Genomic DNA, 25,978 nt, shown 5'->3' with positions numbered 1-25,978 from the left:
TGCACCACCACGGCCGTGAAAAGACGAGGAGACGAGCGATGAGCTCTCCCGCAAAGCCCGATGCGCTGAGCCGCCGCCGCTTCCTCGGCGGGGCGGCGATCGCCGGAGCCGGCCTCGCCGCCGCAGGTTCCGCCCGTGCCGAAACGGGCAAGCCCGATCCGCTGATCACCGAGGTCCAGGACTGGAGCCGCTATCTTGGCGAGGGCGTCGACAAGCGGCCCTATGGCACGCCGTCGCGCTTCGAGAAGCATGTGATGCGCCGCGACGTCTCCTGGCTGACGGCCTCGCCGGAATCCTCGGTCAACTTCACGCCGCTGCACGAGCTCGACGGCATCATCACCCCGTCCGGCCTCTGCTTCGAGCGTCATCATGGCGGCATCGCCGACATCGAGCCGGCCAATCACCGGCTGATGATCCATGGTCTCGTCGAGAAGCCACTGGTCTTCACCATGGAAGACCTCAAGCGGATGCCGCGGCAGAACCGCATCTACTTCCTCGAATGCGCCGCCAATTCCGGCATGGAGTGGCGCGGCGCGCAGCTCAATGGCTGCCAGTTCACCCACGGCATGGTCCACAACGTCATGTACACCGGCGTGCCGCTGAAGCTGCTGCTGGCCGAGGCGGGGGTGAAGACCAAAGCCAAATGGCTGCTGCTGGAGGGCGCCGATTCCTCCGGCATGAACCGCTCGCTGCCGCTCGAGAAGGCGCTCGACGACGTGCTGATCGCCTTCGCCATGAACGGCGAGGCGCTGCGGCCCGAGCAGGGCTATCCGCTGCGTGCCGTCATTCCGGGCTGGGAAGGCAATCTCTGGGTCAAATGGCTGCGGCGCATCGAGATCGGCGACCAGCCCTGGCAGGCGCGCGAGGAGACCTCGAAATACACCGACCTCCTGGCCGATGGCCGCTCGCGCCGCTTCACCTTCTTCATGGACGCCAAGTCGGTGGTGACCAATCCCTCGCCGCAGGCGCCGTTGAAGCAGAAGGGCCGTAACGTCCTCTCCGGCCTCGCCTGGTCCGGGCGCGGCACGATCAAGCGCGTCGACGTCACGCTCGATGGCGGCAAGAACTGGCAGCACGCCAGGATAGACGGGCCGGTGCTTGATAAGTCGCTGACCCGCTTCTACGTCGATTTCGACTGGACCGGGCAGGACCTCCTGATCCAGTCGCGCGCCATGGATTCGACCGGCTATGTCCAGCCGACCAAGGACGAGCTGCGCAAGGTCCGCGGCTCGAACTCGATCTACCACAACAACGGCATCCAGACCTGGCATGTGAAGGCGAATGGGGAGACCGAGAATGTCGAAATCGGTTAGTCCCGTCCTGCTTGCCGGCCTCGCAGCATTCGCTGTGCTCGCCGCCGCGCCGCTGATCGCGCAGACCAAGCCGGCACCGGCCAAGCAGGCCCAGACGCATCCGCCGGCAAAAGCCGCTCCGGCCCCCGCCCCCGCGGCGAAGCTCGGCCTCGGCCGCGAGGCCCTGCCGGAGGAGATCAAGGCCTGGGACATCGCGGTGCGACCCGACGGCAAGGGCCTGCCGTCCGGCAAGGGCACGGTCAAGCAGGGCGACGAGATCTTCCAGGCGCAATGTGCCAGCTGCCATGGCGAGTTCGGCCAGGGCAATGGCCGCTGGCCGGTGCTGGCCGGCGGCATGGGCTCGTTGAAATCCGATCGCCCGGAGAAGACGATCGGCTCGTTCTGGCCCGATCTCTCGACCGTGTTCGACTATGTCCGCCGGGCCATGCCCTATGGCAACGCCCAGTCGCTGTCGCCCGACGAGCTCTACGCCGTCACCGCCTATTTGCTCTACCTCAACGACATCGTGAAGGATGAGGACTTCGAACTGTCCAACAAGAACTTTACCAATGTGAAACTGCCGAACGCGGCCGCCTTCTACGATGACGACCGCGAAACGACGGAGAAGGCGTTCTGGGGCAAGGAGCCGTGCATGGCCAACTGCAAGCCGGAAGTGAAGATCACCGGACGGGCGACGATCCTGGACGTGACGCCGGATTCCAAGACGGCGCCGAAGGTCGACTGATGCGAGGAGCCGGCGCCGTCCGTCTTGCGGTGCTCGGCTTCGTCCTGGCCTGCGCGCCGGCAGAAGCGGCCGGCGACCGGGCACTGGGGGAATATCTCTCGTCGGAATGCGCGACCTGCCACCAGACCAGCGGCCGGCAGGTCGGCGGCATCCCGGCGATCATCGGCCACCCGGCCGAGCAGTTCGTCGCGCTGATGAACGCCTATCGCGAGCGCCAGCGCGAGAACCAGGTCATGCAGGCGATCGCCGCCCGGCTTTCGAGCGAGGAGATCGCCGCGCTGGCTGCGTACTATGAGAGCCTGAAACCCAATCCTTAGCCGGGCATATGGCCCGAGCAGCGGAGGAGGACACGATGTCGGAAGACACTCACCAGGCTTCGCGCCGGGCGCTGATGCTGGCGGCGGCGAGCGGGGTTGTCGCTGCGACCGCCCCGGCCCTTGCCGCGCCCCGGCAGACGGCGCTCGCCGACCTCAAGAAGGACGCCGACATCGCCTGCCTCTACCATTGCGATTTCGGCGAGCCGCAGCGCTTCATCCAGATGCTGCAGAACATCGCCAATCACTACTCCGCCTATGGCGCCGACCCGTTTGCGCTCCAGCTTGCCATCGTCGCGCATGGGCCCGGGGTGAAGTTCTTCCTGGAGAACCTCGATGGCACGACTTGGAGCGACGAAGCAGCTACGATCCCGAAGATCTTCGAGCGTGTCGAGGATGTCGCCAAGAACGGGCTGAAGATCCATCTCTGCGAGATCACCTTCACCCGCTTGAAGATCGACAAGAGCAAGGCCCGCAAGGCCGAGTTCGTCGGCTTCGTGCCCTCGGGCGTCGCCGCCGTCGCCGCGCTGCAGGCCAAGGGCTTCGCCTATTTGAAGGTCGGCTAGGGCCCGTAAGAGGCCCGCCGTCATCCATGGGAACGGGAGAGAAAACCATGTCAACCAGCCGCCGCACATTCCTGTCCGGCCTCGCTGCCGCAGGCAGCTTCGCCATCGCCTCGCCCGCCGTGCTCGGCCAGGGCAAGCCGCGCGTCGTCGTCATCGGCGGCGGAGCCGGCGGCGCGACCGCGGCGAAATACCTCGCCAAGGATTCAGGTGGCGCCATCGCGGTGACGCTGGTCGAGGAGAACGAGGTCTACCAGACCTGCTTCCACTCCAACCTCTTCATCGGCGGCTTCAAGAGCTATGAAGAGATCAGCTATCGCTACGACGCGCTGGCGAAGAACCACGGCATCACGCTCGCTCGCGCCCGCGCCACCCAGATCGATCGCGACAAGAAGGAGGTCGTGCTCTCGACCGGCGACCGCCTGCCCTATGACCGCCTCGTCGTCTCGCCTGGCATCGACCTGAAATACGATTCCGTCCCCGGCTGGTCGAAGGACGTCGAGGAGGCCATGCCGCATGGCTGGAAGCCCGGTCGCCAGACCCAGCTGATCAGACAGAAGCTCGACGCGGTGCCGAATGGCGGCACGATCCTGATGATCGCCCCGCCCAATCCCTATCGCTGCCCGCCCGGCCCCTATGAGCGCGCCTCGATGTTCGCCCATGTGCTCAAGGCGAGCGGCAAGCGCGACTGCAAGATCTTCATCCTCGATCCGAAGGACAGCTTCTCGAAACAGGGCGTCTTCCAGGAGGGCTGGGAGAAGCATTACGGCGCGATGATCGAATGGCTCGGGCCGAAGGTGCATGACGGCATCAAGTCGGTCGACCCGAAGACCAACACCGTCGTCACCGGCTTCGAGACCTACAAGGACTGCGCCTTCGTCAACGTCATCCCGGCGCAGATGGCCGGCGAGATCGCCCGCTCGGCCGGGCTAGCACCGGCCGGCGGCTACTGCACCATCGATCCCGCCTCGATGAAGTCGGTCGTCGATCCCAACATCTTCGTGCTCGGCGACGCCTGCATCGCCGGCGATATGCCGAAATCGGCCTTCGCCGCCAACAGCCAGGCCAAGGTCGCGGCGATGGTGATCCGCGGCGAGCTCACCAATGCCCGCACCTTCCCGGCGCGCTACATCAACACCTGCTGGTCGCTGATCGAGACCGACGACACCGTCAAGGTCGGCGGCCGCTACGAGGCCAAGGACGGCAAGATCGCGGCGACCGAGACCTTCGTGTCGCAACCCCGCGAGAGCGCCGAACTGCGCAAGGAAAACCAGGCCGAGAACGTCGGCTGGTATGCCGGCATCACCGCCGACATGTTCAGCTGAAGGCCATCCAGCGCCGTCGCCCTCCCGCCGCGGCACCACCCCTCTCCTCACCGGGATCTACGTATGAAACTGCCGATCATTGCCGCCATGCTGGCCGCCGCCACCCTCGTCACGACCAGCGCCTCGGCGCAGGACGTCGCCGCCGGCGAACGCTCCTGGAACAAGTGCCGCGCCTGCCACCAACTCGGCGAAGGCGCCAAGAACCTGGTCGGCCCGCAGCTCAACGGCCTGTTCGGCCGGCATACCGGCGAGGTCGAGGGCTACAGCTATTCGACCGCCAACAAGGGCGCCAACATCACCTGGGACGAGGCCGTCTTCGCCGAATACATCAAGGACCCCAAGGCCAAGATTCCCGGCACCAAGATGATCTTCGCCGGCATCAAGAACGAAAAAGAGGTCGCCGACCTGACCGCCTTCCTCAAGCAGTTCGGCAAGGACGGCAAGAAGATGTGACGGAGGCATGGGTTTCGGCCAAGACGGCGGTTTGGTTCAGCGCCGCCAGCCTGCCGCGCTCATGACATGATCGGCCCGGAGGCTTGACGGCACGCTACAGCCGGCCCCCGAAAGGACCTCCGCATGACCACCAGCCGTAACATTCTCGCGGGCGCGGCCCTTCTCGGTGCGCTCGCCCTCGGTGGATTCGCCCTGGCCCAGAGCCATCAGGGGCATGGCGCAGCTGCGCCTGCCACTGCCGATACGGCTGCGACGCAGGCCTACAAGGCGGCCAACGACAAGATGCACAAGGAGATGGGCGTCGCCTTCACTGGCGATCCCGATGTCGACTTCGTCCGCGGCATGATCCCGCACCATCAGGGTGCGGTCGACATGGCCAAGGTCGTGCTCGCCCACGGCAAGGATGCCGAGCTGCGCAAGCTCGCCGAGGGAGTGATCACCGAGCAGGAAAAGGAGATCGCCTTCATGCGCGAGTGGCTGAAAAAGCGCGGCAAGTAACCGCCTCGCCCTGCCGGCTCCGGATCGACAGATCCGGGGTCGGCGTCACGCCGCCGCTTGCCCTGCAAGGCCGGCGCTGGCAGAGAGGCGGCGCGACTTGCCTCCACGCATACCTGCATGTACAGGCCGCGACTCTCACACAGGCTTCCCCTCTCGCCGTTCGGCCGCTCGCGGGTTCTATGAAGAAGTACCTGGATTATCTCTGGCCGGTGATCGGCCTCGTTGCAGTCGTCTGGTCGGTCGACCTGCTCTGGGACAAGCTCAAGGCCGAGGCCCTGACCAATGAGGCGCTCGCGGCTCAGCTTGAGCTTGCCGGCCTCTGGGATTCGGTCAGGATCGTCGCCACGGGCATCGGCCAGAAGATCGCGGTCATTCCGCCTGCCGCCTTCTTCCATGCCGGGCTCGCGACGCTCGTCGCCTATGCCGCGCTCGCCTGGTACGACCGGATCGCGCTCCTGCATCTGCACCGCGAGAAGGGCATCTCCTGGGCCTATATCTCGCTCTGCTCCTTCGTCACCTACGCGCTCTCGCACAATATCGGCGCCTCGGTGTTCTCAGGCGGCATGGTGCGCTACCGCGCCTATCACGCGAAGGGCCTGAGCGGGGCCGAGATCGCGGTCCTGGTGGCGCTCTGCTCCTTCACCTTCGCCTTCGGCACCATCCTGCTGATGGGCCTCGTGCTCGTCGGCGAACCGCAGATCCTGCGACCACTGCACCGGCTCTCCGACTGGTTCGGCATCGGCGACAAGCAGGCTCGCCTGATCGGCTTCGGTCTGCTCGCCTTCTGCGTGCTCTATACGATCGGCTCCTGGCTGCGCTTCAAGCCGCTGAAGATCGGCTCGTTCGAGCTGGTCTATCCGCGCCTGCCGATCGTCGCGCGGCAATATCTCGCCGCTCCGCTCGAACTGATGGGCGCCGCCGGCATCATCTATTTCGCCCTGCCTGATCAGGGCAATCCCGGCTTCTTCATCGTGCTCGGCGCCTTCCTGATCTCGTTCTCGGCCGGTTTGCTCAGCCAGGTGCCGGGCGGGGTCGGCGTGATGGAAGCGGTGTTTCTAGCCGTGATGCCGGGCGTGCCGGCCCCCGCCGTCTTTGCAGCATTGCTGGTCTGGCGGATGTTTTACCTGATTATTCCGCTGGTCGTGTCGCTGCCGATCGTGCTGGCCTTCGAGCGGGCGCAGTTGCGCAAGGCGCTGGCGCATGAGACGCAGGTCAAGGCGCAGGAGCAGGCGGCGGCCAAGGCCGCAGCCCTGCATATCGACCAGCCGGAGTGACGCGTCAGCGCTTCAGCGCGATCGCCGCTGCCCCGAACATCAGGAGACTGCCAATCGCCTCGGCCGGGCCGAACGGCTCGCCGAGCGCGAGCACGCCGGCCGCGACCGCGACCGCCGGGCTGATGAAGGCATAGAGCCCGGCCCGGAAGGCACCCCAGTCGCGCACCAGCCGCAGATAGATCGTGAAGCCGATCAGCGAGCCGCCGACGACCAGCACTGCCAGCGCGGGCAGCGTCGGCCAGGACAGCAGCGCACTGAAATGGGCCGTTGTGACGGTCTCCAGCATGGCCGACATCAGGCAGAGCCCGAAGCCGCCGATCAGCGTCTGCCAACCGGCCAGCGTCAGCGTCGGAATCCGGCCCATCACCGGCCGCGACCAGACCGCGCCGAAGCAATAGAGCAGCGTGCCGGTCGCGACCGCCGCCAGCCCCCAGAGTTCGAGCGGGCCGCCCTTGGCCGCCGCTAGTCCGCCGAGCGCCCGAGTCGAGAACAGCAAGCCGAGGCCGACAGCACCGAGCCCGATCGCCGCGAGCTTGCGCCCCCCGATCGCATGGCCCTCGATCAGGCGGCTGGCGATGATGGTAAAGATCGGGATGGTGGCGAAGTTGACGATCGCCGCAAGCCCCGTCGGCGCCTGGGCCGTGCCCCAGAACAGCAGGGTGTAGTTGCCGGTGTTCAACAGGAGCGCGGTCATGACGACGCGCGGCCAGGCCTCGCTTGGCACCCGCAGCACGTCCCGGCCGGCCCAGGCCAGCATCAACGCCCCGGCGATGACGAAGCGCGAGGCGGCGAGGAAGACCGGCGGCACATGCTGCGAGCCGACCTTGATCGGCAGCCAGGTCAAGCCCCAGACGAGGCACATCAGCGCGAAGAAGGCGGCGTTGCGGGACATGGATTACGCTTAGCGAGGGAAGCGACGCAGGGCCAATGCAGGCCAGACATGCCGCCATGTGGCGACGCAAAGCGTCGGTCTCGCCATCTGGCCAACGCCCTTGCTGCGCTCTATTATAAGAGAATCAATGGTATTATAATGGACGCTCTTGCGTCAAGGTTGGCAGAACGGCTGCGTGGCGAGCATGAGGCACGCGGCACGAGCCTGAACGACCTCGCCGAACGCTCCGGCATCTCGCGCGCCATGATCAGCCAGATCACGTGCGGCGAGGCCAGCTCGACCGCAATGTCGCGCGACGTCGCCCCAAGCCACCACGTCCGCCCCTATCGGACGACAGTGTCCTCGGGCGCTAGCCTGCGCCCGTCCTGCGAGCGCAGCTCCAATTTGCGTACCGGCTGCCCGCTCTCCCTGTCGACCAGGCGGACATGCTCCTCGCCCGGTTCGAAAAAGAAATCCTCGCCCCATTGCCGGAGCGCGACGAGGAGCGGAAACAGGCCGCGCCCCTTCGCAGTCAGGACATAGTCCTGATAGGGGCTGCCATCGGAAGCGGGGATCGTGTCCATGATGCCATGCGCCACGAGATTGCGCAGGCGGGCCGACAGAATGTTCTTGGCGAGCCCCAGATTCTTCTGAAACTCCCCGAACCGGGTCAAGCCATCGAAGGCGTCGCGGATGATCAATAGCGACCACCAGTCGCCGATCGCGTCCAGCGGCCTGGCGACACCGCAGCCGGCATCCCGGTGGCTGATCCTCTTGGCCAATTCGACATCTCTCCACGTTCGAGTACGCCCCCGGGGCGCCGCCATGGCTCTCGAGGGAGATCACGATCAGCCTTGAATATAATGGTTGCAAACTAAAACCTCAATCGATACGAACGAGGCGGTTTTAGTTTGCAACCACACGGCAGTCAGAGCTGCCGAAGAGGAGAGTCACGTGATCCGATTCGACGACACTTTCGGTGGCAGCTTTCCCTACGAGCCGCACTTCGCCACCGTCTCAGGCTTTCGCATGCATTATGCAGACGAGGGGCCAAGGGATGGGCAGGTGGTGCTCTGTCTCCATGGCGAGCCGACCTGGGGATATCTCTTTCGTCACCTGATCGCTGCGCTGCGCGGCACCTACCGGGTGATCGTTCCCGATCACATGGGCTTCGGAAAGAGCGAGACGCCGCAAGAACGGAGCTACTGGCTGCAGGATCACGTCGACAATCTGGAACGCTTCGTGCTCGCACTCGACCTCCGCGATATCACCCTGGTGATGCACGATTTCGGTGGCCCGGTCGGAATGGGCCTCGCCACTCGGCTTCCCGATCGCATTCGCCGCGTGATCGCGGCGAATGGGCCAACCCCGTTCGGCCAGCCCGATCTCGTTGACCGGGTGACCGCAAATGCCGCCGCCTCGCCCTGGTTCCGGTGGATTGCGAAGGCGCAAGCCGATGGCAGCCTCGAAACGGTCTTGGGACAGCTCGGCTTCAACACCCTGAGCACCCTCAAGCTCAACGGCTTCGAGAACAACGCCCTCATCACCGATACCTGGCTTTCAGCCTATGGATCGCGTTTCGCGACCCCCGCCGACTGCCTGGGCGCGATTGGCTGGGCAAAGGGCTTTGCGACGGGTGCGCACCGGTTCGAGACGCCCGATGCCGCGACAGATCGCACAATCCGGGCAAGGCCGGCGCTAGCCATCTGGGGCGAAGCCGATCGGACGCTTGGCGCCGGACACTTCCTGCCCCTGTTCAGCGAGATCTTTCCCAATGCGCCCATCCATCGCCTCGCCGGCGTCGGCCATTACTGCTTCGAAGACGCTCCCGGCGATGTCGCGACTCTCGTCGCAGGGTTCATCGGGCGAACCTGAAGCGGGAAGCCCTCTCCGATAAAATCTCCGGAGCAGCCTGCCGATGGCATTGGCGGCGCCAATCTTCTACGATAAGAGAATCCGTACCATGATGATGGACGATCTCGCGTCAAGATTGGCGGAACGGCTGCGCGGCGAGCGTGAGGCGCGCGGCTGGAGTCTGAATGACCTGGCCGAACGCTCCGGCGTCTCGCGCGCCATGATCAGCCGGATCGAGCGCGGCGAAGCGAGCCCGACCGCGGTGCTGCTCGGTCGGCTCTCGGGCGCCTTCGGCCTGACCCTGTCGAACCTGCTCGCGCGGATCGAGAATGCCGGCGAACGCGTCCGCCGTGCCACCGAGCAGCCGATCTGGCGTGACCCGGAGACCGGCTTCGTCCGCCGCGCGATCTCACCGGCCGGCAATGGCGATCTCGAACTCGTCGCCGGCGAATTGCCGCCCGGCGCGGCGATCGCCTATCCCGCCAGCTCCTACGCCTTCATCCGCCAGCAGATCTGGATGCAGACGGGCCTGCTCGACTTTGACGAGGGCGGCATCGTCACCCGGCTCGGGCCGGGTGACTGCATGGAGCTCGGCCCGCCCGCCGATTGCCGCTTCAGCAATCCCGGCACCGAACCGGCACGCTATCTCGTCGTGGTGAGCAGGCGCTGACCTCCGTCAGACGCTCCCCACCGTCCTGAGCTTGGCCCGCGGGTGGATCTCGCTTTGCGAGAGCACTGGCGTCTCGCGGCGGAAGCGCTCGATGATCTGGCGCACGAAGGGCCGCGCCATGCCGGAAGTGACCAGCGACGGCATCTCGCCGAGGCGCGCCGCGTCCTCGAACTTCTCGCGCACCTGATGGACGAAGTCCTGCAGGCGCGAGGGCTGCATGGCCAGATGCCGATCCTCACCCTGGCCGACGATCGACTCGGCGAAGACGCTCTCCCAGGCCGGCGACAGCGTGATGATAGGCAATTGCCCGTGCTGGTTGGAGAACTGCGCGCAGATCTGGCGGGCGAGGCGGACACGGACATGCTCGGCGATATCGCGCGGGCTCTTGATGGCGCCCGCGACCTCGGCGATCCCTTCGACGATCGTGCCGAGATCGCGGATCGAGATGCGCTCGGAGAGCAGCAATTGCAGCACGCGCTGGATACCGGTGGTCGAGATCTGGTTCGGCACGATCTCCTTGACCAGGTCGGCATGGTCCTTGGGCAATTCACGCAAGAGCTTCTGCACCTCGCCATGCGAGAGCAGCTCCGGCATATGCGACTTCAACACCTCGGTGAGATGGGTCGAGATCACGGTCGCGGCGTCGACCACGGTGTAGCCGCGCAATTGCGCCTCGTCCTGCAGCGCCCCGTCGATCCAGGTCGCCGGCAGGCCGAAGGTCGGCTCCAGCACGTTGTGGCCGGGCAGTGTGACGCTGCCGCCCATCGGGTCCATCGCCATGTACTGGCCGGGATAGACCATGCCGTGCCCGGCATCGATCTCCTTGATCTTGATGAAGTAGTGGTTGGCCTCGAGCTGGACGTTGTCGACGATGCGCACCGCCGGCATGACGAAGCCGAGTTCGGCAGCGAGCTGACGCCGGAGCGCCCTGACCTGATCGGTCAGCCGGTCCGCCCCACCGGGCGCATTCACCAGCGGCAGCAGGCCGTAGCCGATCTCGATCTTGAGCTCGTCGAGCTTGAGCAGGTCGTTGAGCGTCTCTTCCTTCGGCGTGCCGTCGGCGGCGAGCGGCGAGGCCTCCTGCGCCTGCACGGCCGCTTCCGTTTCCCGCGCTTTGGCAAGGCGGCCGAAATGGTGCGCCAGCCAGCCCGAGCCGGCGGCCAGCACGAGGAAGGGCAGCATCGGAATGCCGGGCAGGACCGCGATCAGCAGCATCACCGCCGCCGACATGCCGAGCGCCTTAGGGTAGCCCGAGAGCTGCTTGCCGAGCGCCTTGTCGGCGGCGCCGCGCACGCCCGATTTCGAGACGAGCAGGCCCGCCGCGGTCGAGACGATCAGCGCCGGGATCTGGCTGACGAGGCCGTCGCCGACGGTCAGCAGCGTGTAGCTGTGCGCCGCCGCGCCGAAGCTCATGCCCTGCTGCGCCACGCCGATGATGATGCCGCCGATCACGTTGATGAAGGTGATCAGCAGGCCGGCAATCGCGTCGCCGCGCACGAATTTCGAGGCGCCGTCCATCGAGCCGAAGAAGTTGGCCTCGTCCTCCAGCGCCTTGCGCCGGGCCTTGGCGACGTCCTGGTCGATCAGCCCGGCCGAGAGGTCGGCGTCGATCGCCATCTGCTTGCCCGGCAACGCGTCGAGGGCAAAGCGCGCGGCGACCTCGGCGATACGGCCCGAGCCCTTGGTGATGACGACGAAGTTCACGATGATCAGGATGGTGAAGACGATCACCCCGATCACGAAATTGCCGCTCATCACGAAATTGCCGAAGGCCTCGATGACGTGGCCGGCGGCAGCCGTGCCCTCATGGCCATGGGCGAGGATCAGGCGTGTCGAAGCCAGGTTCAGCGCCAGCCGCAGCATCGTCACGATCAGCAGCACGGTCGGGAAGGCCGAGAATTCCAGCGGCTCCTCGATGAACAGCGCCGTCATCAGGACGAGCACCGAGAGGATGATCGAGAGCGCCAGCAGCATGTCGAGCAGCATCGCCGGCAGCGGGAAGATCAGCACCACGAGGATGCCCATCACGCCGATGGCGAGGAACAGGTCCGGCCGGTTGAGCAGCGCGCCCATCTGGCCGCGCGTCGGCATCTGCATGCCCCCGCCGCTGCCTGCCGTCACATCGCTCATCGACCAGAAGCTCCCACGCGTCGTCCATCAGGACGGCTGTCGTACCCGGCAATTCTTGCCGAGCGCATGGTGAACGAGTGGTTAAGACGCCTCAAAAAATCCCGTCTGGAACCTTTCCCTGAACGGGCTGTTATCGAATGGCCGCGTTCTGGCCGCATTCGGCCAGCCAACTCGTACGGGGTCGACGACCTCGGCCATCAGGGCCGAAGCCTTCTGGAGGATATCTTGGATAGACGTTCATTCATGCTCAGCCTGTTCGGCGGTCTCGCCGCCGCCAGCGTCGGCGGCATGGGCATCGCCCAGGCTGCGACCGCAGCTCCAACCGCCCCGCTGCCGAGCCCGGAAGATCTCGCCCCGGCGCTGAAGGCCGGCCTCGACAAGGCCGATGCCGACTTCAGCCAGGTCGTAGTCCGCCGGACGACCGTCGTCCGGCCGGCCTACCGCCGGCCCGTCGTCGTCCGCCGCACCACTGTTGTCCGTCCGGCCTATCGCCGTCCGGTCGTCGTCCGGCGCACCACGGTCGTGCGTCGGCCCGTGCCTTACCGCCGCCCGGTCGTGGTGCGTCGCCGCGTGATCTACCGCTGAGAACGTGAACCCATCGGCGGGCGGCCCTCTGCCGCCCGTCGCCTTTGAAGCGGCACCAAGACCGTCTGTCGAAGGGAAAAGCCTTTTGAACGAGGGACGCGAGAGTTCGGGCGAGATCGTCACCGACATTCCGGCGAGGCTCGACCGCTTGCCCTGGTCACGCTTCCACACGCTTGTGGTCGTTGCACTCGGCGTCACCTGGATTCTCGATGGGCTCGAGGTGACGCTTGCCGGTGCCGTGTCCGGCGCCCTCAAGGAAAGCCCGGTGCTGCGCTTCACCAACACCGAGGTCGGGATGGCGGGGGCCGCCTATCTCGCCGGCGCGGTGATCGGCGCGGTTCTCTTCGGCTGGCTGACCGATCGGCTCGGCCGCAAGAAGCTCTTCTCCATCACCGTCCTGGTCTATCTGACGGCAACCGCCGCGACCGCCTTTTCCTGGAATCTGTGGAGCTTCCTGCTCTTCCGCTTCCTGACCGGGATGGGCATCGGCGGCGAATACACCGCGATCAACTCGACCATCCAGGAGCTCGTGCCGGCGCGCGTGCGCGGCTGGACCGACCTCGTGATCAACGGCTCCTTCTGGGTCGGCGCCGCGATCGGCGGCGTCGCCGCCATCATCCTGCTCGATCCCACCTTCGTTTCGCCGGACATGGGCTGGCGCCTCGCCTTCTTCATCGGCGCCGTCCTCGGCCTGATCATCATGATCCTGCGGCAATGGATCCCGGAGAGCCCGCGCTGGCTGATGAGCCATGGCCGCATCGCCGAGGCCGAGCGCATCGTCGCTCACATCGAATCGTTCTCACCGCCGCAGCCAGCCGCAGAACTGCCGACGCTCACCCTGCGCCCGCGCTCGCGCACGTCGATGAGCGAAGTGGCTCACACGCTCTTCGTCACGCACCGGCCGCGCACCCTGGTCGCGCTGGCGCTGATGACGTCGCAGGCCTTCTTCTACAACGCCATCTTCTTCACCTACGCTTTGATCCTGACCGACTTCTACGCCGTTCCGTCACAGGCGATCGGCTGGTTCATCCTGCCATTCGCCGCCGGCAACTTCCTCGGACCGCTCCTGCTCGGCCGGCTCTTCGACACCCTCGGCCGGCGTCCCATGATCGCCGGGACCTATATCCTGTCCGGCGTGCTCCTCGCCGGAACAGGCTTCCTGTTCGCGCGCGAAATGGTCAGCGCCAGCCAGCTCACCATCTGCTGGAGTATCGTCTTCTTCTTCGCATCCGCCGCGGCCAGTTCCGCGTATTTGACCGTGAGCGAGACCTACCCACTCGAGATCAGGGCGCTTGCGATCGCGGTGTTCTATTCGCTCGGCACCGGGCTCGGCGGCGTCGCCGGGCCCTGGCTCTTCGGCGCACTGATCGATACCGGCTCGCGCATCAGCGTGCTCGGCGGCTATCTGTTCGGCGCCGTGCTGATGATCGCCGCCGGCCTGATCGCCTGGCGCTTTGCGGTCAAGGCGGAGCGGCGTTCGCTCGAGGACGTCAGCAAGCCGCTCGGAGCGATATGAGGATGCAGCGGCTGTCGCCGAGGCAATTGCGCCTCAGACCGTCACAACAAGCTAGCGGCCGGTATCCCGCGCCGTCGGCCCTTTGTGAACCATTGTCACAACGCCAAGGTGACGATGGGTCAAAAAGGGGAATAGAGTGGCCTCGTGGGAACGCGGCGCCCGGATCGAACCAACTGGAGGCATGACATGGATCGACGTTCATTCGTAATGGCGCTGTTCGGCGGTCTCGCCGCTGCCAGCGTCGGCGGCATCGCCGCCTCTGAAGCTGCACAGCCCAAGCTCGCCCCGCTCCCGGCCAAGAAGCCGGAAGAGCTGGCGGAGGAACTGAAGGAGGGCCTCGATAAGACCGATGCCGACTTCAGCCAGTATTATTATTACCGGCGCCCGCGCTATGTTCGGCGCTACTACGCCCGCCCGCGCTACTATTACCGTCCGCGGCGCTCTTATTATCGTCGTCGCTACTACTACTGAGCGACGGGGACCGGGCCGGGGCGCAAGCTCCGGCCCGTTTCGATTCGGGACCGTTTAAAGAGCGTTTGTCCGCGCCTGCCCCGGCTCGGCCACCGGAACGCCGTCTGCGACGTATTCGCTGAGCTTGTTGCGCAGCGTCCGGATCGAGATGCCGAGGATCTTGGCGGCGTGGGTCCGGTTGCCCAAGCAATGATCCAGCGTGTCGAGGATGAGATCGCGCTCGACATCGGCGACCGTGCGCCCGACGAGACCGCGCGTCACCGCTTCGGCCGTCTGCGCCGCCCGTGTCGCGACATCGCGCCCGCTCGCCGGGCCGAGCGTCTCGCCCTCCGGCGTCAGCATCGCCTCGGTGCCGATCTCGACGCCCTGCGCCAGCAGAACGGCGCGGTGCACGGTGTTCTCGAGTTCACGGACATTGCCGCGCCAGCCATTGCCGAGCAGGAGCTTGCGCGCCTCGGCCGCGATCGGGCGCAGCGGCAGCCCGTTCAGCTCGGCATATTTCTTCGCGAAATGGTCGGCCAGCGCCAGGATGTCGCCTGGACGCTCGCGCAGCGCCGGCAGGCGCAGGTGCACGACGTTCAGCCGGTAGAACAGATCCTCGCGGAAGGAGCCCTCGCGCACGGCATCGCCGAGATTGCGGTTCGAGGTCGCAATGATGCGCAGGTCGACCTTGACCGGCTGCGAGCCGCCAACCCGATCGATCATCCGCTCCTGCAGCGCACGCAGGAGCTTGGCCTGCAGGCGCACATCCATCTCGGAGACCTCGTCGAGCAGCAGCGTGCCGCCATTCGCCTCCTCGAACTTGCCGATGCGCCGTGCGATCGCGCCGGTGAAGGCACCCTTCTCATGGCCGAACAGCTCCGATTCGAGCAAATTGTCCGGAATTGCCGCGCAGTTCACCGCGACGAAGGGCTTGTCCTTGCGCAGCGACTTCTGGTGCAGATGCTGCGCGATCATCTCCTTGCCGGTGCCGCTCTCACCGGTGACCAGGATCGGCGCATCGGAGCGCGCAATCTGGTTGGCGAGCTGGACGACGCGCTCCATCGCCGGATCGCGCCAGATCAGGCTCGCCTTGTCGCCCACGACCGCGGCGAGCACGGCGGCGATCAACTCCGGATCGGGCGGCAGCGGCACGTATTCGCGCGCGCCGGCCTGGATCGCAGCGACGGCGGCGCGGGCATCGGTCGAGGTGCCGCAGGCGACGAGCGGGGTGCGGATGCGCTCGGCGTCGAGCGCCGCGACCAGCTTGGCGATCGGCTGCTCGACATCGACCATCAAGAGGTCGCCGCCCTTGGTGCGCAGCACGGCCAGCGCCTGCTCGATGCTCTCGGCATGGGTGACGGCGGCGCCCTGCGCGACCGCGATCTTCGCGGCGGTGATGAGCTGGCCCTTGAGGCTGCCGACGATGATGAGGCGCATGGCTCAGGCCTTCCTTGAAAGATGCATTCGCTCCGACCGGCTCGTCACCGGTCGGTCTTGATGATTTCCGTCATGGTGACGCCGAGGCGCTCCTCGACCACGACAACCTCGCCGCGCGCCACCAGGCGCTCGTTGACGAAGATGTCGATCGCCTCACCGACGCGCCGGTCGAGCTCGAGCACGGTGCCGGGCGTGACGCGCAGGAGATCGCCGACTGCGATCCGCGACGAGCCCAGCACGGCGGAGACCGTGACCGGCACGTCGAAGACCTGTTCCAGATCCTCCGCCGTCTTGACCGGGACCGGCCCGGAGCGCGCGATCGAGTCGCCCCCGGCATTATGGTCGAAGGAGAGGTCGGCCGAGTTGAGCGGCGGCAGGTTGAGATCGTTTTCGTTCGGCATCTTGTTACCCCGCTACCGGTCCGAAGACGGCCTTGACCGCCCTGTCGACCGCTTCGTCTAGCTCCGCGCGCTCAATCGCAATACCGCCATCGGCCCATTCGAGCCGGCCATCGCCAATGGCGATGTCCGGCTCGCCGAGCACGACGATCCGGCCGGCAAAGCCGGTCTCACGAGCGAGCCCGGAGAGTTTTCCCTCGACGGTCTCGACCAGACTTTCATGCACCCGGATCGCCAGATGCGGCGCATGCCGGGCATGGGCCAGGCATTCGCGCGCCGCTGCGAGCAGTTGCACCAGCGGCTTGTCCGCCAGGGCGGCGCCGGCGAGGCTGCGCGCGGTCGCGATCGCAAGCTGCGCCGCCTGGGCTTCGATTTCCGCCAGGCGCTCGTCCTGCTGCGCCAGCAGCCGCTCGCCATGGCGCACCAGCTGCGTCAGCAGGCTTCCCAGCTGCTGCTCGGACTCGTGCCGCGCCTGGTCGAGGCCGCTGTGGAAGCCCTCTGCCCTGGCAGTCTCGAGCGCAGCTTCGTCGACCGCCTTGCGGCCATTGCCGCGGAAGTCGGTGTCGAACATGAATTTCTTGGCGGCTGCCATCTCAGTAAACCAACTCGTCTTCGGAATTGCCCTTGGCGATGACGATCTCGCCCTTCTCGGCAAGGTCCTTGGCCAGGGTCACCATCTTCATCTGCGCCTCGTCGACCTCCTTGAGCCGCAGCGGCCCAAGCCCCTGCATGTCGTCCTGCATGTTCTTGGCGGCGCGCTGCGACATCGCCCCGAGGAAGAAGGCGCGCATCTCCTCGTTGGCGCCCTTGAGGGCACGGGCGAGCATGTCCTTGTCGACCTGGCGCATCAGCGTCTGCAGCCCGGCGGAATCGAGCTTGCCGAGGTCTTCGAAGGTGAACATCAGGGCGCGGATGCGCTCGGCCGAGTCCTGGTTGGTCACGTCGAGCGCGGCGAGGAAGCGCACCTCGGTCTGGCGGTCGAAGCCGTTGAAGATCTCGGCCATCATCTCGTGCGGATCGCGCCGGCGCGTCTGCGTCAGCGTCGAGACGAATTCGGTGCGCAGCGTGTTCTCGATATGATCGAGCGCCTCCTTCTGCACCGATTCCATGCGCAGCATCCGGCCAACCACCTCGATGGAAAGCTCGTTCGGCAGGTTGCGCAGCACATTCGCCGAATGATCGGGCCGGATGCGCGAGAGGATCACCGCGATCGTCTGCGGATATTCGTTCTTGAGGAAGTTCGCGAGCACGACGGCGTCGATATTGCCGAGCTTCTGCCACATGTTGCGGCCGGCAGGACCCCGGATCTCCTCCATGATCAGCGCGACCTGATCGGTCGGCAGGATCTTCTCGAGCAGCGAGATCGTGCGGTCGAAGGAGCCGGTGATCGCGCCGGCGCTGGAGAGCCTGCCGACGAAATCGAGCATCAGTTTCTCGACCTGATCGGAATCGACCGTGCCGAGTTCCGCCATGGCGCGGGTGATGATGCGGATTTCCTCGTCGTCGAATTCTTCCCAGATCGCCCGGCCATGATCCTCACCGAGCACGAGCAGGATGACGGCAGCGCGCTGCGGGCCGGTCATGCCCTCGATCGTCATCGGCCCGTCGGAATAGCTCGCGGCGTCGCCGTCGGAGCCGGCGCTCTTGCTGCGGGTTGCGATGGAGCGTGTCGCGGCCATGGTTCAGGCTCCCGTCACGCTGGTGCTTTCTCGTGGATCCAGCCGCGCAGCACCGCGACGGAATCCGCCGGGTTCTGCGAGACCATGGCGCCGATCTTCTCGACCGACTGGGCCTTGAGCTGGCCCTTGATCTGCGCGATCGCGAGCATCCGTTCCGATGGCGCCTCGACATCGACCTGGCCGGCATTCGCGCCGCCGGCCGAGCCTGCTCCGCCGGAGACGGAGGAGAACGTCGCCGGATCACCGGTGCCCTGGTCGACCACGAGCGTGCCGTTGCGCATGAAGCTCGGGAGTGCCCTGGCCTCACGATCCGGCGCGAGCACCTGCTTAAGCAGCGGGCGCACCACGACCATCAGGACGATCAGGATGAGCAGCGCGATCACGGCCATCTCCGCGAAACGCACGAGATCCTCCCTGGTGAAGGAGGTGAGCTGTTGCATCAACGTCTGCTCGGTCAGGTCCGTCGGGGCCTGAGGCGCCTCGGCAAAGCGCAGATTGACGACCTCGACCTGGTCGCCGCGCTGGCGGTCGAAGCCGATCGCGGTCCGCACCAGCTGGCCGATCCGCTCCAGTTCCTCCTGCGACCGCGGCTGGTAGTTCGTCTCGTTGCCCTGCCGGCTGTAGACGCCATCGACCAGCACGGCGACGGAGAGCTTGCGGACCCGCCCGCCATCCTGCACCTCGGTGCGGGTGGTGCGCGAGATCTCGTAATTGACGACCTCCTCGTTCTTCGAGCTGGTGTCGCGCTGCTGGCCTTGCTGCTGGCCCTGGTTCTGCTGGGCGCCCGGCAGTTCGTTGCCGACGGTGACGCCCTCACGCTGCTCGTTGCTGGCGGAGGCTTCCGTCCGGTTCTGGCTTGAGCGGATGACCTTGCTCTCGGGATCGAACGTCTCCGAGCGGCTTTCGACGCGATTCGAATCGAGCGCCGCCGAGACCTGGACGCGGGCGCGGCCCGGCCCGACGATGCTCGCGACGATGTCGTCGATCTGCGCCTTGATCCGCCGCTCCACCGCACCCTGGCGCTCGTCCAGCGCCAGGCCGACCATGCCCTGCTCGCCTTGCGCACCGTCGGCGAGAAGCCGGCCGCGCTCGTCGACGATCGAGACCCGTTCGGGCTTCAGCCCGTCGACGGCCGAGGAGACGAGGTGGCGAACCGCCCTGACCTGGGCGGCGTCGAGGTCACCGGCGAGCTTGAGCGCGATCGAGGCCCGGGGCGGCTCGCGATCGCGCTCGAACAGGCGCCGCTCGGGAATGACGAGATGAACGCGCGCCGCCTGGACGCGGCTGATCGAGCGGATGGTGCGCGAAAGCTCGCCTTCGAGCGCGCGCAGATGGTTGATGTTCTGGACAAAGCTCGTCGAGGAGAAGGCGTCGCCCTTGTCGAAGATCTCGTAGCCGACGCCACCGCCCGACGGGATGCCCTTGCCGGCGAGATCGAGCCGCAACCGCGGTACGTCGGCGCGCGGCGCCAGGATAGTCTGGCCGTCGCTGCGCAGCTCGTATTTCACGCCGCGCGTATCGAGGTCCTTGACGATGGCACTGACGTCCTGGCTCGACAGATCGGCGAAGAGCACACCCATCGTCGGCTGCGACATGCGCAGCATCACAAAGGCGAAGAAGCCGATCAGCGCCAGCGTCACCGCCAGCATCGCCGCCAGCCGCGCCGCGCCGAATCTCCGGAACTGATCGACTAGCCCGTTCACGCCACGTTTCCGTTGCCCGGTGCCTGCGCAACCAACGCGCAGACACACCACTAGGCAAGTTTTTCCCAGTGCATGGTTAGCACCGGGTTAACGGCGGTTAGGAAACAGGCAATTCGGCTGGAAAGACACACTATCGCGAACGCGAAAAGGCGCCGGCCGCTCGGCCGACGCCCGGTAAATCCGGCGGATCGCCCGCAGGTTATTGGCGATAGTGCTGGATGCGGGTGGTGCGCAGGCCGGCAAGGCCATGCTGGTCGATCGACATTTGCCAGCTCAGGAATTCGTCGACCGTCAGCGTGTAGCGCTGGCAGGCCTCCTCCAGGCTGAGCAGGCCGCCGCGCACGGCGGCAACGACTTCAGCCTTGCGCCGGATCACCCAGCGACGTGTGTTCATCGGCGGCAGATCAGCAATGGTCAGCGGGCTGCCATCGGGCCCGATCACATATTTGACGCGCGGTCGCAGCGGCTCGGTCATGGTAACTCTCACACAACTCAACAGACCTACTGCCCAGGAGCCTAGCCCCGACGGGCTTAAATTTTGCCTAAAGCAATCACACAGGCTTTCGGCATGGCTCATGAGGCCCTCCATCAGGGGCTGCTCTTCACCGATTTGACCTTGTCGAGCGGCACCTTGATCGCGCCGATCAGCAATGTCGGCACGGTGGTCGAGAAGTCGATGCCGTCGACCTTGCCGGTGATCTCGGTCTTGACCGTGATCGCCGCGCCCGAGACGTCGGTGCCATCCACCGTGATGGTATATTCGCCGGCGGGCGCGGTGGAGCCGGTCGAGGTCTTGCCGTCCCAGCTATAGGTCTGGTCGCCGGCGACGAGTGTCTTGCTGCCGCTGTAGACGACCTTGCCGCTCGCATCCTTGATCGTGACTGTGCCGGTGCCGCCCTTGGAGGCGTTGAGCTTCCACTCCGCCTTGCCGTCCTTGAGCTGCGTCGCCGCGCCATCGGCCGTGACCGTCTGCCCGACGAAGCCGATCGCGCTCGCGCCCGTCGTCGCCTTGCTGACGCCGAGCAGCGCCGTCAGCGTCTCGTTCTGCTTGAGCTGCTGCTCGACGCCGGCGAACTGCACCAGCTGCTGGGTGAACTGGTTGGTGTCGAGCGGGTCGAGCGGGTTCTGGTTCTTCAACTGCGTCGTCAGCAGGCTGAGGAACTGGTCGAAATTATTGGCGATCGACGTGCCGCTGCCGGTCGCTGTCTTGTTTTGGGCAGCGGCAATCTGGGAGTCGGTGAGTTTGCCAGTGTTGGAGACGGCCATCGTCCGTTCCTCCTTCAGATGCTGAGATCGACGCCGCCGAGGCGGCCGCCGGTTCGCGGCAATGTCGCCGCTTCGGTGATGAGTGCACTGTCGTCTGTGGCCTGGACCCAGGCGCGGCGGCCGCGCGGCGTCTCGTCATCCTGCCGCTGCTGGCGCGTACCCGCCTGCTGGTCGCTGGAATCGCGCAGGCTCATGTCGATGCCGCCTTCCGACGGCTTCAGGCCGGCCTGCTCGAAGGCGCGCTCGAGCGTGCGTGCATCGCGCTGCAGCATATGGAGCGTCTCGACCCGGTCGACCGTCAGCTTGGCGCTGACCTCGCCCTTGTCGGAAAATTCCAACCTGACATCGATGCGCCCGAGCTCGGCCGGATCGAGCCTGATATCGAAGCGCTTGTTGCCTGCGAGCGCCCTTGCGCCGATCTCGACCGGCACGACGTGCAGCGGCGTCGCCCGGCCGGTGTCGCCCGAGATCATCCTGTGGGTGGCCTCGGCCTGGGCCTGGGCCGTCGCCTGGGCAGCGGCGTCGAGCTCCGTCAGAGGTGCCTGCGGCGTGGCCAGGCTCTGCGGCCCGGCGGCGAGAATGGCCTGCGGGCTCAAGGGCGCGGCGGCTTGCTGCGTCGTAGTCGTCTGAGCAGGATTGTCCGAGGTGGCCGGCTGCGCGGGTTGACCTGCAGTGGTCGGCTCGGCCGCCTTGACCTCGGCGCCGGTGGGGACTGTCGTCGCCTTGCCCGCCTCGGCCGATTCCTTCGGCACCGCCTGGCCATCGACCGGCTTGGCGTCGCCCTGCTGCGCTTCGCCAGGCTTCGTTTCCGCCTTGATCGCGACGCCGGCCGCTGGAAGCTGCGCCGTCACGCCGGCTTTGACACCGGTGACCGCAGCTTCACCACCCGCGCTGCCTTGACCGTCGATCTTCACCAACGCTGCCGGAACCGGGACTGCAACACCGCTCGCCATCGGCTGTACAGCTGCACCCGCCGCGCCGGTCGCCACGACCGTCTGCCCCTCCGGCTTGCTTTCCGGCGTGGCGGCACCGTCCGGCTTGGCCTGCTCGCCGCCCTGAAGCGTCAGCGCCGCCAGTGCCAGGAACTCGGCAGATACACTGGGAACCGGCACAGGCTGCGGCGCGACGACCGCTACCGCCTGTTCCTGGGACGGGTCTTTGATCACGGGGGCGCCGTCGAGCATGGCAGCCAGCGCAGCCTTGCGCTCTTCGATCGTCTTGCCAGCGGCCGGCTTGTCGCCAGCGGCCGTCTCGGTCTTTTTGCCTTCGGGGGCCGCAGCGTCCTTCGTCGATGCCTCGTCCGTTCCGGGTTCGGTCTTCGCCTTGTCGGATCGCTCGGCAGCACCTGCCGCTTTCCTGTCCTTGCCAGCCTCATCGGCACGAGCGGGCGATTTGGTCTCGGCCGCGGCCTCCCTGCGGGCGCCGTCATCGGATTTCGAGGGCTCGCGTGTCTCCGCGCTGTCGCGCGAGTTGCGGTCGTCCTCAACGCGCGGACGCGGCCGCTCCACCGGCTCCGGCGGCAGGGCGAAGGCCTGCTCGGGCTCGCTGCGCTCCGGGCTGCGGCGGCTCGGAGGAGTAATCTCGGGCAGCGCAGACGAACGCGAGACCGGCGCGGCGGACATGGGGTACTCTCCGGAACAGAACCGTGACGACGTGGCCGCCCCTTCCCGAGCAAGAGCCAAGCCAACCGGAAAACTATTTAGATTCAAAGATTTGACTGAATTGTCAGCACTGGGGACCCGGCAGGAATCGCTTCCTCGGGTGACCTGGCCCGGCAGGAATTGCCGGCCTTGTGCTGGCCCGCATCTGTCAAAACCGCTATAGAGCGCCCAAATCCTCGGACGCTTCTCGTCCGAACCCACCCGGAACCCTGATGACCGCTTCGCTCAACTCGCTCGACATCGCCAAGCCGCCTGCGGCGACGCGCGTCGTCGCGGCCATGTCGGGCGGCGTCGATTCCTCGGTCGTGGCGGCGCTGCTGAAGCGCCAGGGCTACGACGTCGTCGGCGTCACGCTCCAGCTCTACGACCATGGCGCCGCCGTGCACCGCGCCGGCGCCTGCTGCGCCGGCCAGGACATTCACGATGCCCGCCGCGTCGCCGAAGCGATCGGCATCCCCCATTACGTGCTCGACTATGAGAGCCGCTTCCGCGACGCGGTGATCGAACGCTTCGCCGAGAGCTATCTCGCCGGCGAGACGCCGATCCCTTGCGTCGAGTGCAATCGCACCGTGAAGTTCCGCGACCTGCTCGGCCTCGCCCGCGAGCTCGGCGCCGACGCGCTCGCCACCGGCCATTACGTCGCCAGCCGCGACCTCGGCACCGGCCATCGCGGTCTCTTTCGCGCCGCCGACGAGAGCCGCGACCAGAGCTATTTCCTCTATGCGACGACGCAGGAGCAGCTCGATTTGCTGCGCTTCCCGCTTGGCGGGCTCGACAAGGCCCAGACCCGGGCGCTCGCCGCCGAATTCGGCCTCGCCATTGCCGACAAGCCCGATAGCCAGGACATCTGCTTCGTGCCCAACGGCCGCTATGCCGAGGTGATCGAACGGCTGAAGCCCGGCGCTGCCCGCCCCGGCGCCATCGTCCATCTCGATGGCCGCGTGCTCGGCGAGCATGAAGGCGTGCTGCGCTACACGGTCGGCCAGCGCAAGGGCCTCGGCATCAGCTCCGCCGAGCCGCTCTATGTGGTCGCGCTCGATGCTGAGAACGCCCGCGTCATCGTCGGCCCGCGCGAGGCGTTGAGCGTCAGCCGCGTCGACCTGCGCGATCTGAACTGGCTCAGCGATGTTCCAATCGCCGAGTTGCCGTCCGAGGGCATCGAGGTCGCGGTCCGCGTCCGCTCGACCCGCGCGCCGCGCGAGGCGCGCCTGCTCGTCGACGACAAGGGCGTCCATGTCCTGTTGGCGCAGGGCGAGGAAGGCGTCTCGCCCGGCCAGGCCTGCGTGATCTACGACCATGCCGGCAGCGGAGCCCGCGTGCTCGGCGGCGGCGTCATCATGGCCAACCGGGTCCCGCGCCCGGCGCCCCAGCCCGAGCCTGCCTACGCCATCACATGACGACGACGAACGGTCTCGACGCGCAAAGGCGCGTCTACGCGGTCTGGGCGAAGTTCTACGACCGGATCTATCAGGGCCTGCTCGCCCGCGCCCAGCGCGAGGCGGTGGCGGCGGCCTGCGCCAGCGGCCGCGACATTCTCGAGATCGGTGTCGGCACCGGTTTGACCCTGCCCTATTTCGAGCGCGACCGGCAGGTTGTCGGCGCCGACCTCTCGCTCGACATGCTGCGCGTCGCGCGGGCCAAGGTACTGAGCCAGGGCCTCACCCATGTCCGCGGCCTGATGGTGATGGACGCCTGCCGGCTCGGCTTCGCCGACCGCTCCTTCGACGCGGTCACCGCCCAGTTCGTCATCACGCTGGTGCCCGATCCCGAGCAGGCGCTCGCCGAGATGGACCGGGTGCTCCGCCCCGGCGGCGAGATCGTGATCTCCAGCCGCCTCGTCGACGATGGCGGCTTTGCCGCGCCGTTCTGGAAGCTGGTCGCGCCGTTGGCGAGGGCGATCGGCTGGAGCAGCGACTTCAAGGTCTCGCGCCTGACCGACTGGGCGGCCGCGACCGGCCGCTACGAGACCGTCCATGTCGGCCAGGGCTATTTCAAGGTGGTCAGGCTGCGGAAGCTCAGCTGATCGGCGCCATCAAGGCTTGACGCCGACGCCTGCCGCCCCCTATATCCGCGCCGTCGCGATTGGCCACCTTCTCAAGGTGCGTCGCCATCGGGGCGGGGTAGCTCAGCTGGTTAGAGCAGCGGAATCATAATCCGCGTGTCGGGGGTTCGAGTCCCTCTCCCGCTACCAAACTATCTTTCATCGCGTATCGGCCGTTCAGCTGAGATTGGCGCATTCCAACGGCGCCGACTTGTACTCAAGCATTCCGCCACCGGGTTGCTGGAGCATGGCTCAGTCGAAGCGTCCTTTTCCGCTCGTTCGACCTCGCCATTTGCCAGGCCAAGGTCGAAGGGCTTACTCCATGGCGCCGCCGACGATTTCCTGTTCGGTTGCCATGCGTCGATCAGCAACTTAAGCCAGATCGGTCTCATCCTGCTGGCATGACACTCGGTCTATTTCCATGGCACGCGATATCGCTGCGCGGCGGCACCGCACCATTCTTGAGAGGCTCGACAGGTTTGAGTCCATAACCGTCGAGGAGTTGGCCCAGTCACTGGACGTCTCGCGCGAGACAATCCGGCGCGACCTCAAGGCCCTGTCGACGAGCGGATTGCTGTCGGTCGTTCACGGTGGGGCGATCCGAAACGAGCGTTCGGAAGCGCCCTTCACCAGCCGCCGGACCGTGAACCGTGCCGGCAAGGAGCTCATCGCCGATCTGGCGGTCTCGTTGCTAGGCGACGGCATGACCATCCTGCTCGATTCGGGCACGACGACCGAGGCCCTGGCGCGTGCTCTGGCGCGGTCGGACCGCAAGCGCCTGATCGTACACACGACGTCGCTCGAGAATGCGCGGCTCGCGAGCCGGCTTCCCGGCGCCCGTGTCTTCCTGATCGGCGGTGAGTTCGACCGAAACGAGGATGCGACGACCGGCGCCGAGACCTTGCGGGCGATCGCGCGACTCTCCGCCGACTTCGCCTTCGTCAGCGTCGGCGGGGTCGATCCCGATGGGCGGCTGACCGACTATACCCGCGCCGGCGCGGCGACCCGAAGCGCCCTGCTGCATGCCGCGGAGCAGGGTTTCCTGATGGCTGACAGCAGCAAGTTCGGGCTCGTCCTGCCCAGCCGCATCGGCAGCGACGAGCCTTTCGCGGGATTGCTGGTCGACCAGATGCCGCCGGCGCCGCTTGCCGCGAAGCTGGTCGAATGCGGGGTCACCGTACGCGCTTCCTGAATTGACCGTTTTTGTGGTTTTTTGTTGTTTCTTGATTCCCGTTTGCTAAAGTGCCTCC

The 25,978-nt window shown here is 66.5% G+C and carries 27 protein-coding genes and 1 tRNA gene; 17 read left to right on the top strand and 11 right to left on the bottom strand.

Translation table 11 applies throughout. The features are described 5' to 3' along the window. Nucleotides 1-38: 38 nt before the first annotated feature. The 8 genes from soxC to ACSQ3M_RS27130 all read left to right on the top strand — a co-directional run bounded on the left by soxC (nucleotide 39) and on the right by ACSQ3M_RS27130 (nucleotide 6,464). On the top strand, nucleotides 39-1,313 hold the full coding sequence (gene soxC, locus ACSQ3M_RS27165) for a sulfite dehydrogenase (protein WP_436153199.1): 1,275 nt from the start codon (nucleotides 39-41) through the stop codon (nucleotides 1,311-1,313). Further along, nucleotides 1,297-2,037: a c-type cytochrome gene (locus ACSQ3M_RS27160; protein WP_436153198.1), complete on the top strand. Its 741-nt coding sequence runs from the start codon at nucleotides 1,297-1,299 to the stop codon at nucleotides 2,035-2,037. The genes soxC and ACSQ3M_RS27160 overlap by 17 nt, the downstream gene beginning before the upstream one ends. Continuing rightward, entirely contained in the window at nucleotides 2,037-2,354 is a 318-nt protein-coding gene (locus tag ACSQ3M_RS27155; RefSeq protein WP_436153197.1) for a c-type cytochrome, read from the top strand. Before ACSQ3M_RS27160 ends, ACSQ3M_RS27155 begins: the two co-directional genes overlap by 1 nt. 35 nt (nucleotides 2,355-2,389) lie before the next feature. Further along, complete coding sequence (locus ACSQ3M_RS27150; RefSeq protein WP_436153196.1) at nucleotides 2,390-2,917, top strand: DsrE family protein; 528 nt, start codon at nucleotides 2,390-2,392, stop codon at nucleotides 2,915-2,917. 47 nt (nucleotides 2,918-2,964) lie between these two features. Continuing rightward, entirely contained in the window at nucleotides 2,965-4,239 is a 1,275-nt protein-coding gene (locus ACSQ3M_RS27145) for an FCSD flavin-binding domain-containing protein (protein ID WP_436153195.1), read from the top strand. Between the two features lie 63 nt (nucleotides 4,240-4,302). Then, a complete protein-coding gene (locus ACSQ3M_RS27140; RefSeq protein WP_436153194.1) occupies nucleotides 4,303-4,692 on the top strand; it encodes a c-type cytochrome in 390 nt (129 codons plus the stop codon). A 123-nt stretch (nucleotides 4,693-4,815) separates the two neighbouring features. After that, nucleotides 4,816-5,190: a CopM family metallochaperone gene (gene copM, locus ACSQ3M_RS27135; RefSeq protein ID WP_436153193.1), complete on the top strand. Its 375-nt coding sequence runs from the start codon at nucleotides 4,816-4,818 to the stop codon at nucleotides 5,188-5,190. Between the two features lie 179 nt (nucleotides 5,191-5,369). Further along, entirely contained in the window at nucleotides 5,370-6,464 is a 1,095-nt protein-coding gene (locus tag ACSQ3M_RS27130) for a lysylphosphatidylglycerol synthase transmembrane domain-containing protein (RefSeq protein WP_436153192.1), read from the top strand. 4 nt (nucleotides 6,465-6,468) lie between these two features. Here ACSQ3M_RS27130 and ACSQ3M_RS27125 read toward each other — a convergent pair whose 3' ends face one another. Together ACSQ3M_RS27125 and ACSQ3M_RS27120 are read right to left on the bottom strand one after the other, a co-directional pair. Further along, nucleotides 6,469-7,356 (bottom strand): DMT family transporter, encoded by an 888-nt coding sequence (locus ACSQ3M_RS27125; protein WP_436153191.1) that lies wholly within the window; start codon nucleotides 7,354-7,356, stop codon nucleotides 6,469-6,471. Nucleotides 7,357-7,679: 323 nt separating this feature from the next. Continuing rightward, on the bottom strand, nucleotides 7,680-8,117 hold the full coding sequence (locus tag ACSQ3M_RS27120; protein ID WP_436153190.1) for a winged helix-turn-helix transcriptional regulator: 438 nt from the start codon (nucleotides 8,115-8,117) through the stop codon (nucleotides 7,680-7,682). 85 nt (nucleotides 8,118-8,202) lie between these two features. On the opposite strand from ACSQ3M_RS27120, the gene ACSQ3M_RS27115 reads away from it, so the two are divergent. Together ACSQ3M_RS27115 and ACSQ3M_RS27110 are read left to right on the top strand one after the other, a co-directional pair. Next, nucleotides 8,203-9,210: an alpha/beta fold hydrolase gene (locus tag ACSQ3M_RS27115; RefSeq protein ID WP_436153189.1), complete on the top strand. Its 1,008-nt coding sequence runs from the start codon at nucleotides 8,203-8,205 to the stop codon at nucleotides 9,208-9,210. 94 nt (nucleotides 9,211-9,304) lie between these two features. After that, nucleotides 9,305-9,859, top strand: a complete 555-nt coding sequence (locus ACSQ3M_RS27110; RefSeq protein ID WP_436153248.1) for a helix-turn-helix domain-containing protein — start codon at nucleotides 9,305-9,307, stop codon at nucleotides 9,857-9,859. Nucleotides 9,860-9,865: 6 nt separating this feature from the next. Here the strand turns inward: ACSQ3M_RS27110 and flhA are convergent, their stop codons facing one another. Beyond that, nucleotides 9,866-11,989 carry a flagellar biosynthesis protein FlhA gene (flhA, locus tag ACSQ3M_RS27105; RefSeq protein WP_436153188.1) on the bottom strand — a complete coding sequence of 708 codons (2,124 nt, stop codon included), beginning with the start codon at nucleotides 11,987-11,989 and terminating at the stop codon, nucleotides 9,866-9,868. A gap of 225 nt (nucleotides 11,990-12,214) precedes the next feature. On the opposite strand from flhA, the gene ACSQ3M_RS27100 reads away from it, so the two are divergent. The 3 genes from ACSQ3M_RS27100 (at nucleotide 12,215) to ACSQ3M_RS27090 (ending at nucleotide 14,561) form a co-directional block, all read left to right on the top strand. Further along, complete coding sequence (locus ACSQ3M_RS27100; RefSeq protein ID WP_436153187.1) at nucleotides 12,215-12,574, top strand: hypothetical protein; 360 nt, start codon at nucleotides 12,215-12,217, stop codon at nucleotides 12,572-12,574. An 85-nt stretch (nucleotides 12,575-12,659) separates the two neighbouring features. Next, on the top strand, nucleotides 12,660-14,090 hold the full coding sequence (locus tag ACSQ3M_RS27095) for an MFS transporter (protein ID WP_436153186.1): 1,431 nt from the start codon (nucleotides 12,660-12,662) through the stop codon (nucleotides 14,088-14,090). 186 nt (nucleotides 14,091-14,276) lie between these two features. Continuing rightward, nucleotides 14,277-14,561: a hypothetical protein gene (locus tag ACSQ3M_RS27090; RefSeq protein WP_436153185.1), complete on the top strand. Its 285-nt coding sequence runs from the start codon at nucleotides 14,277-14,279 to the stop codon at nucleotides 14,559-14,561. Between the two features lie 54 nt (nucleotides 14,562-14,615). On the opposite strand, the gene flbD is transcribed toward ACSQ3M_RS27090, so the two are convergent. The 8 genes from flbD to ACSQ3M_RS27050 all read right to left on the bottom strand — a co-directional run bounded on the left by flbD (nucleotide 14,616) and on the right by ACSQ3M_RS27050 (nucleotide 22,648). Then, complete coding sequence (gene flbD, locus ACSQ3M_RS27085) at nucleotides 14,616-15,980, bottom strand: sigma-54-dependent transcriptional regulator FlbD (protein WP_436153184.1); 1,365 nt, start codon at nucleotides 15,978-15,980, stop codon at nucleotides 14,616-14,618. 44 nt (nucleotides 15,981-16,024) lie between these two features. Next, complete coding sequence (gene fliN, locus ACSQ3M_RS27080; RefSeq protein ID WP_436153183.1) at nucleotides 16,025-16,381, bottom strand: flagellar motor switch protein FliN; 357 nt, start codon at nucleotides 16,379-16,381, stop codon at nucleotides 16,025-16,027. Nucleotides 16,382-16,385: 4 nt separating this feature from the next. Beyond that, nucleotides 16,386-16,949 carry a FliH/SctL family protein gene (locus tag ACSQ3M_RS27075; protein ID WP_436153182.1) on the bottom strand — a complete coding sequence of 188 codons (564 nt, stop codon included), beginning with the start codon at nucleotides 16,947-16,949 and terminating at the stop codon, nucleotides 16,386-16,388. 22 nt (nucleotides 16,950-16,971) lie between these two features. Beyond that, nucleotides 16,972-18,057 carry a flagellar motor switch protein FliG gene (gene fliG, locus ACSQ3M_RS27070; RefSeq protein WP_436153181.1) on the bottom strand — a complete coding sequence of 362 codons (1,086 nt, stop codon included), beginning with the start codon at nucleotides 18,055-18,057 and terminating at the stop codon, nucleotides 16,972-16,974. Between the two features lie 14 nt (nucleotides 18,058-18,071). Further along, a complete protein-coding gene (gene fliF / locus ACSQ3M_RS27065; RefSeq protein WP_436153180.1) occupies nucleotides 18,072-19,760 on the bottom strand; it encodes a flagellar basal-body MS-ring/collar protein FliF in 1,689 nt (562 codons plus the stop codon). Between the two features lie 199 nt (nucleotides 19,761-19,959). After that, a complete protein-coding gene (gene sciP / locus ACSQ3M_RS27060) occupies nucleotides 19,960-20,235 on the bottom strand; it encodes a CtrA inhibitor SciP (protein ID WP_038359348.1) in 276 nt (91 codons plus the stop codon). A gap of 113 nt (nucleotides 20,236-20,348) precedes the next feature. After that, nucleotides 20,349-21,026, bottom strand: coding sequence for a flagellar hook assembly protein FlgD (locus tag ACSQ3M_RS27055; RefSeq protein WP_436153179.1), 678 nt, complete (start codon nucleotides 21,024-21,026; stop codon nucleotides 20,349-20,351). Between the two features lie 14 nt (nucleotides 21,027-21,040). Then, nucleotides 21,041-22,648: a flagellar hook-length control protein FliK gene (locus ACSQ3M_RS27050; protein ID WP_436153178.1), complete on the bottom strand. Its 1,608-nt coding sequence runs from the start codon at nucleotides 22,646-22,648 to the stop codon at nucleotides 21,041-21,043. Nucleotides 22,649-22,899: 251 nt separating this feature from the next. Here ACSQ3M_RS27050 and mnmA point away from each other — a divergent pair, with 251 nt between their 5' ends. From mnmA to ACSQ3M_RS27030, 4 genes are all read left to right on the top strand, one after another. Next, complete coding sequence (gene mnmA / locus ACSQ3M_RS27045) at nucleotides 22,900-24,084, top strand: tRNA 2-thiouridine(34) synthase MnmA (RefSeq protein WP_436153177.1); 1,185 nt, start codon at nucleotides 22,900-22,902, stop codon at nucleotides 24,082-24,084. Then, complete coding sequence (locus ACSQ3M_RS27040) at nucleotides 24,081-24,710, top strand: class I SAM-dependent methyltransferase (protein ID WP_436153176.1); 630 nt, start codon at nucleotides 24,081-24,083, stop codon at nucleotides 24,708-24,710. The genes mnmA and ACSQ3M_RS27040 overlap by 4 nt, the downstream gene beginning before the upstream one ends. Before the next feature lie 91 nt (nucleotides 24,711-24,801). Then, nucleotides 24,802-24,878 (top strand) — tRNA-Met (locus ACSQ3M_RS27035). Between the two features lie 271 nt (nucleotides 24,879-25,149). Next, entirely contained in the window at nucleotides 25,150-25,920 is a 771-nt protein-coding gene (locus ACSQ3M_RS27030; RefSeq protein WP_436153175.1) for a DeoR/GlpR family DNA-binding transcription regulator, read from the top strand. Nucleotides 25,921-25,978 lie beyond the last annotated feature (58 nt).

This window comes from Allobosea sp. LjRoot90, from assembly GCF_964254315.1.
In the GTDB taxonomy this organism is placed as follows: domain Bacteria; phylum Pseudomonadota; class Alphaproteobacteria; order Rhizobiales; family Beijerinckiaceae; genus Allobosea.
This window is presented reverse-complemented; position numbering and strand designations above follow the sequence as displayed.

Bases quoted from the DNA above. Each gene is read 5' to 3' on its own strand.
- soxC (WP_436153199.1), top strand. From the start codon at position 39: ATGAGCTCTCCCGCAAAGCCCGATGCGCTGAGCCGCCGCCGCTTCCTC.
- ACSQ3M_RS27160 (WP_436153198.1), top strand. From the start codon at position 1,297: ATGTCGAAATCGGTTAGTCCCGTCCTGCTTGCCGGCCTCGCAGCATTC.
- ACSQ3M_RS27155 (WP_436153197.1), top strand. From the start codon at position 2,037: ATGCGAGGAGCCGGCGCCGTCCGTCTTGCGGTGCTCGGCTTCGTCCTG.
- ACSQ3M_RS27150 (WP_436153196.1), top strand. From the start codon at position 2,390: ATGTCGGAAGACACTCACCAGGCTTCGCGCCGGGCGCTGATGCTGGCG.
- ACSQ3M_RS27145 (WP_436153195.1), top strand. From the start codon at position 2,965: ATGTCAACCAGCCGCCGCACATTCCTGTCCGGCCTCGCTGCCGCAGGC.
- ACSQ3M_RS27140 (WP_436153194.1), top strand. From the start codon at position 4,303: ATGAAACTGCCGATCATTGCCGCCATGCTGGCCGCCGCCACCCTCGTC.
- copM (WP_436153193.1), top strand. From the start codon at position 4,816: ATGACCACCAGCCGTAACATTCTCGCGGGCGCGGCCCTTCTCGGTGCG.
- ACSQ3M_RS27130 (WP_436153192.1), top strand. From the start codon at position 5,370: ATGAAGAAGTACCTGGATTATCTCTGGCCGGTGATCGGCCTCGTTGCA.
- ACSQ3M_RS27125 (WP_436153191.1), bottom strand. From the start codon at position 7,356: ATGTCCCGCAACGCCGCCTTCTTCGCGCTGATGTGCCTCGTCTGGGGC.
- ACSQ3M_RS27110 (WP_436153248.1), top strand. From the start codon at position 9,305: ATGGACGATCTCGCGTCAAGATTGGCGGAACGGCTGCGCGGCGAGCGT.
- flhA (WP_436153188.1), bottom strand. From the start codon at position 11,989: ATGAGCGATGTGACGGCAGGCAGCGGCGGGGGCATGCAGATGCCGACG.
- ACSQ3M_RS27090 (WP_436153185.1), top strand. From the start codon at position 14,277: ATGGATCGACGTTCATTCGTAATGGCGCTGTTCGGCGGTCTCGCCGCT.
- flbD (WP_436153184.1), bottom strand. From the start codon at position 15,980: ATGCGCCTCATCATCGTCGGCAGCCTCAAGGGCCAGCTCATCACCGCC.
- fliN (WP_436153183.1), bottom strand. From the start codon at position 16,381: ATGCCGAACGAAAACGATCTCAACCTGCCGCCGCTCAACTCGGCCGAC.
- ACSQ3M_RS27075 (WP_436153182.1), bottom strand. From the start codon at position 16,949: ATGTTCGACACCGACTTCCGCGGCAATGGCCGCAAGGCGGTCGACGAA.
- fliG (WP_436153181.1), bottom strand. From the start codon at position 18,057: ATGGCCGCGACACGCTCCATCGCAACCCGCAGCAAGAGCGCCGGCTCC.
- sciP (WP_038359348.1), bottom strand. From the start codon at position 20,235: ATGACCGAGCCGCTGCGACCGCGCGTCAAATATGTGATCGGGCCCGAT.
- ACSQ3M_RS27055 (WP_436153179.1), bottom strand. From the start codon at position 21,026: ATGGCCGTCTCCAACACTGGCAAACTCACCGACTCCCAGATTGCCGCT.
- ACSQ3M_RS27050 (WP_436153178.1), bottom strand. From the start codon at position 22,648: ATGTCCGCCGCGCCGGTCTCGCGTTCGTCTGCGCTGCCCGAGATTACT.
- mnmA (WP_436153177.1), top strand. From the start codon at position 22,900: ATGACCGCTTCGCTCAACTCGCTCGACATCGCCAAGCCGCCTGCGGCG.
- ACSQ3M_RS27040 (WP_436153176.1), top strand. From the start codon at position 24,081: ATGACGACGACGAACGGTCTCGACGCGCAAAGGCGCGTCTACGCGGTC.
- ACSQ3M_RS27030 (WP_436153175.1), top strand. From the start codon at position 25,150: ATGGCACGCGATATCGCTGCGCGGCGGCACCGCACCATTCTTGAGAGG.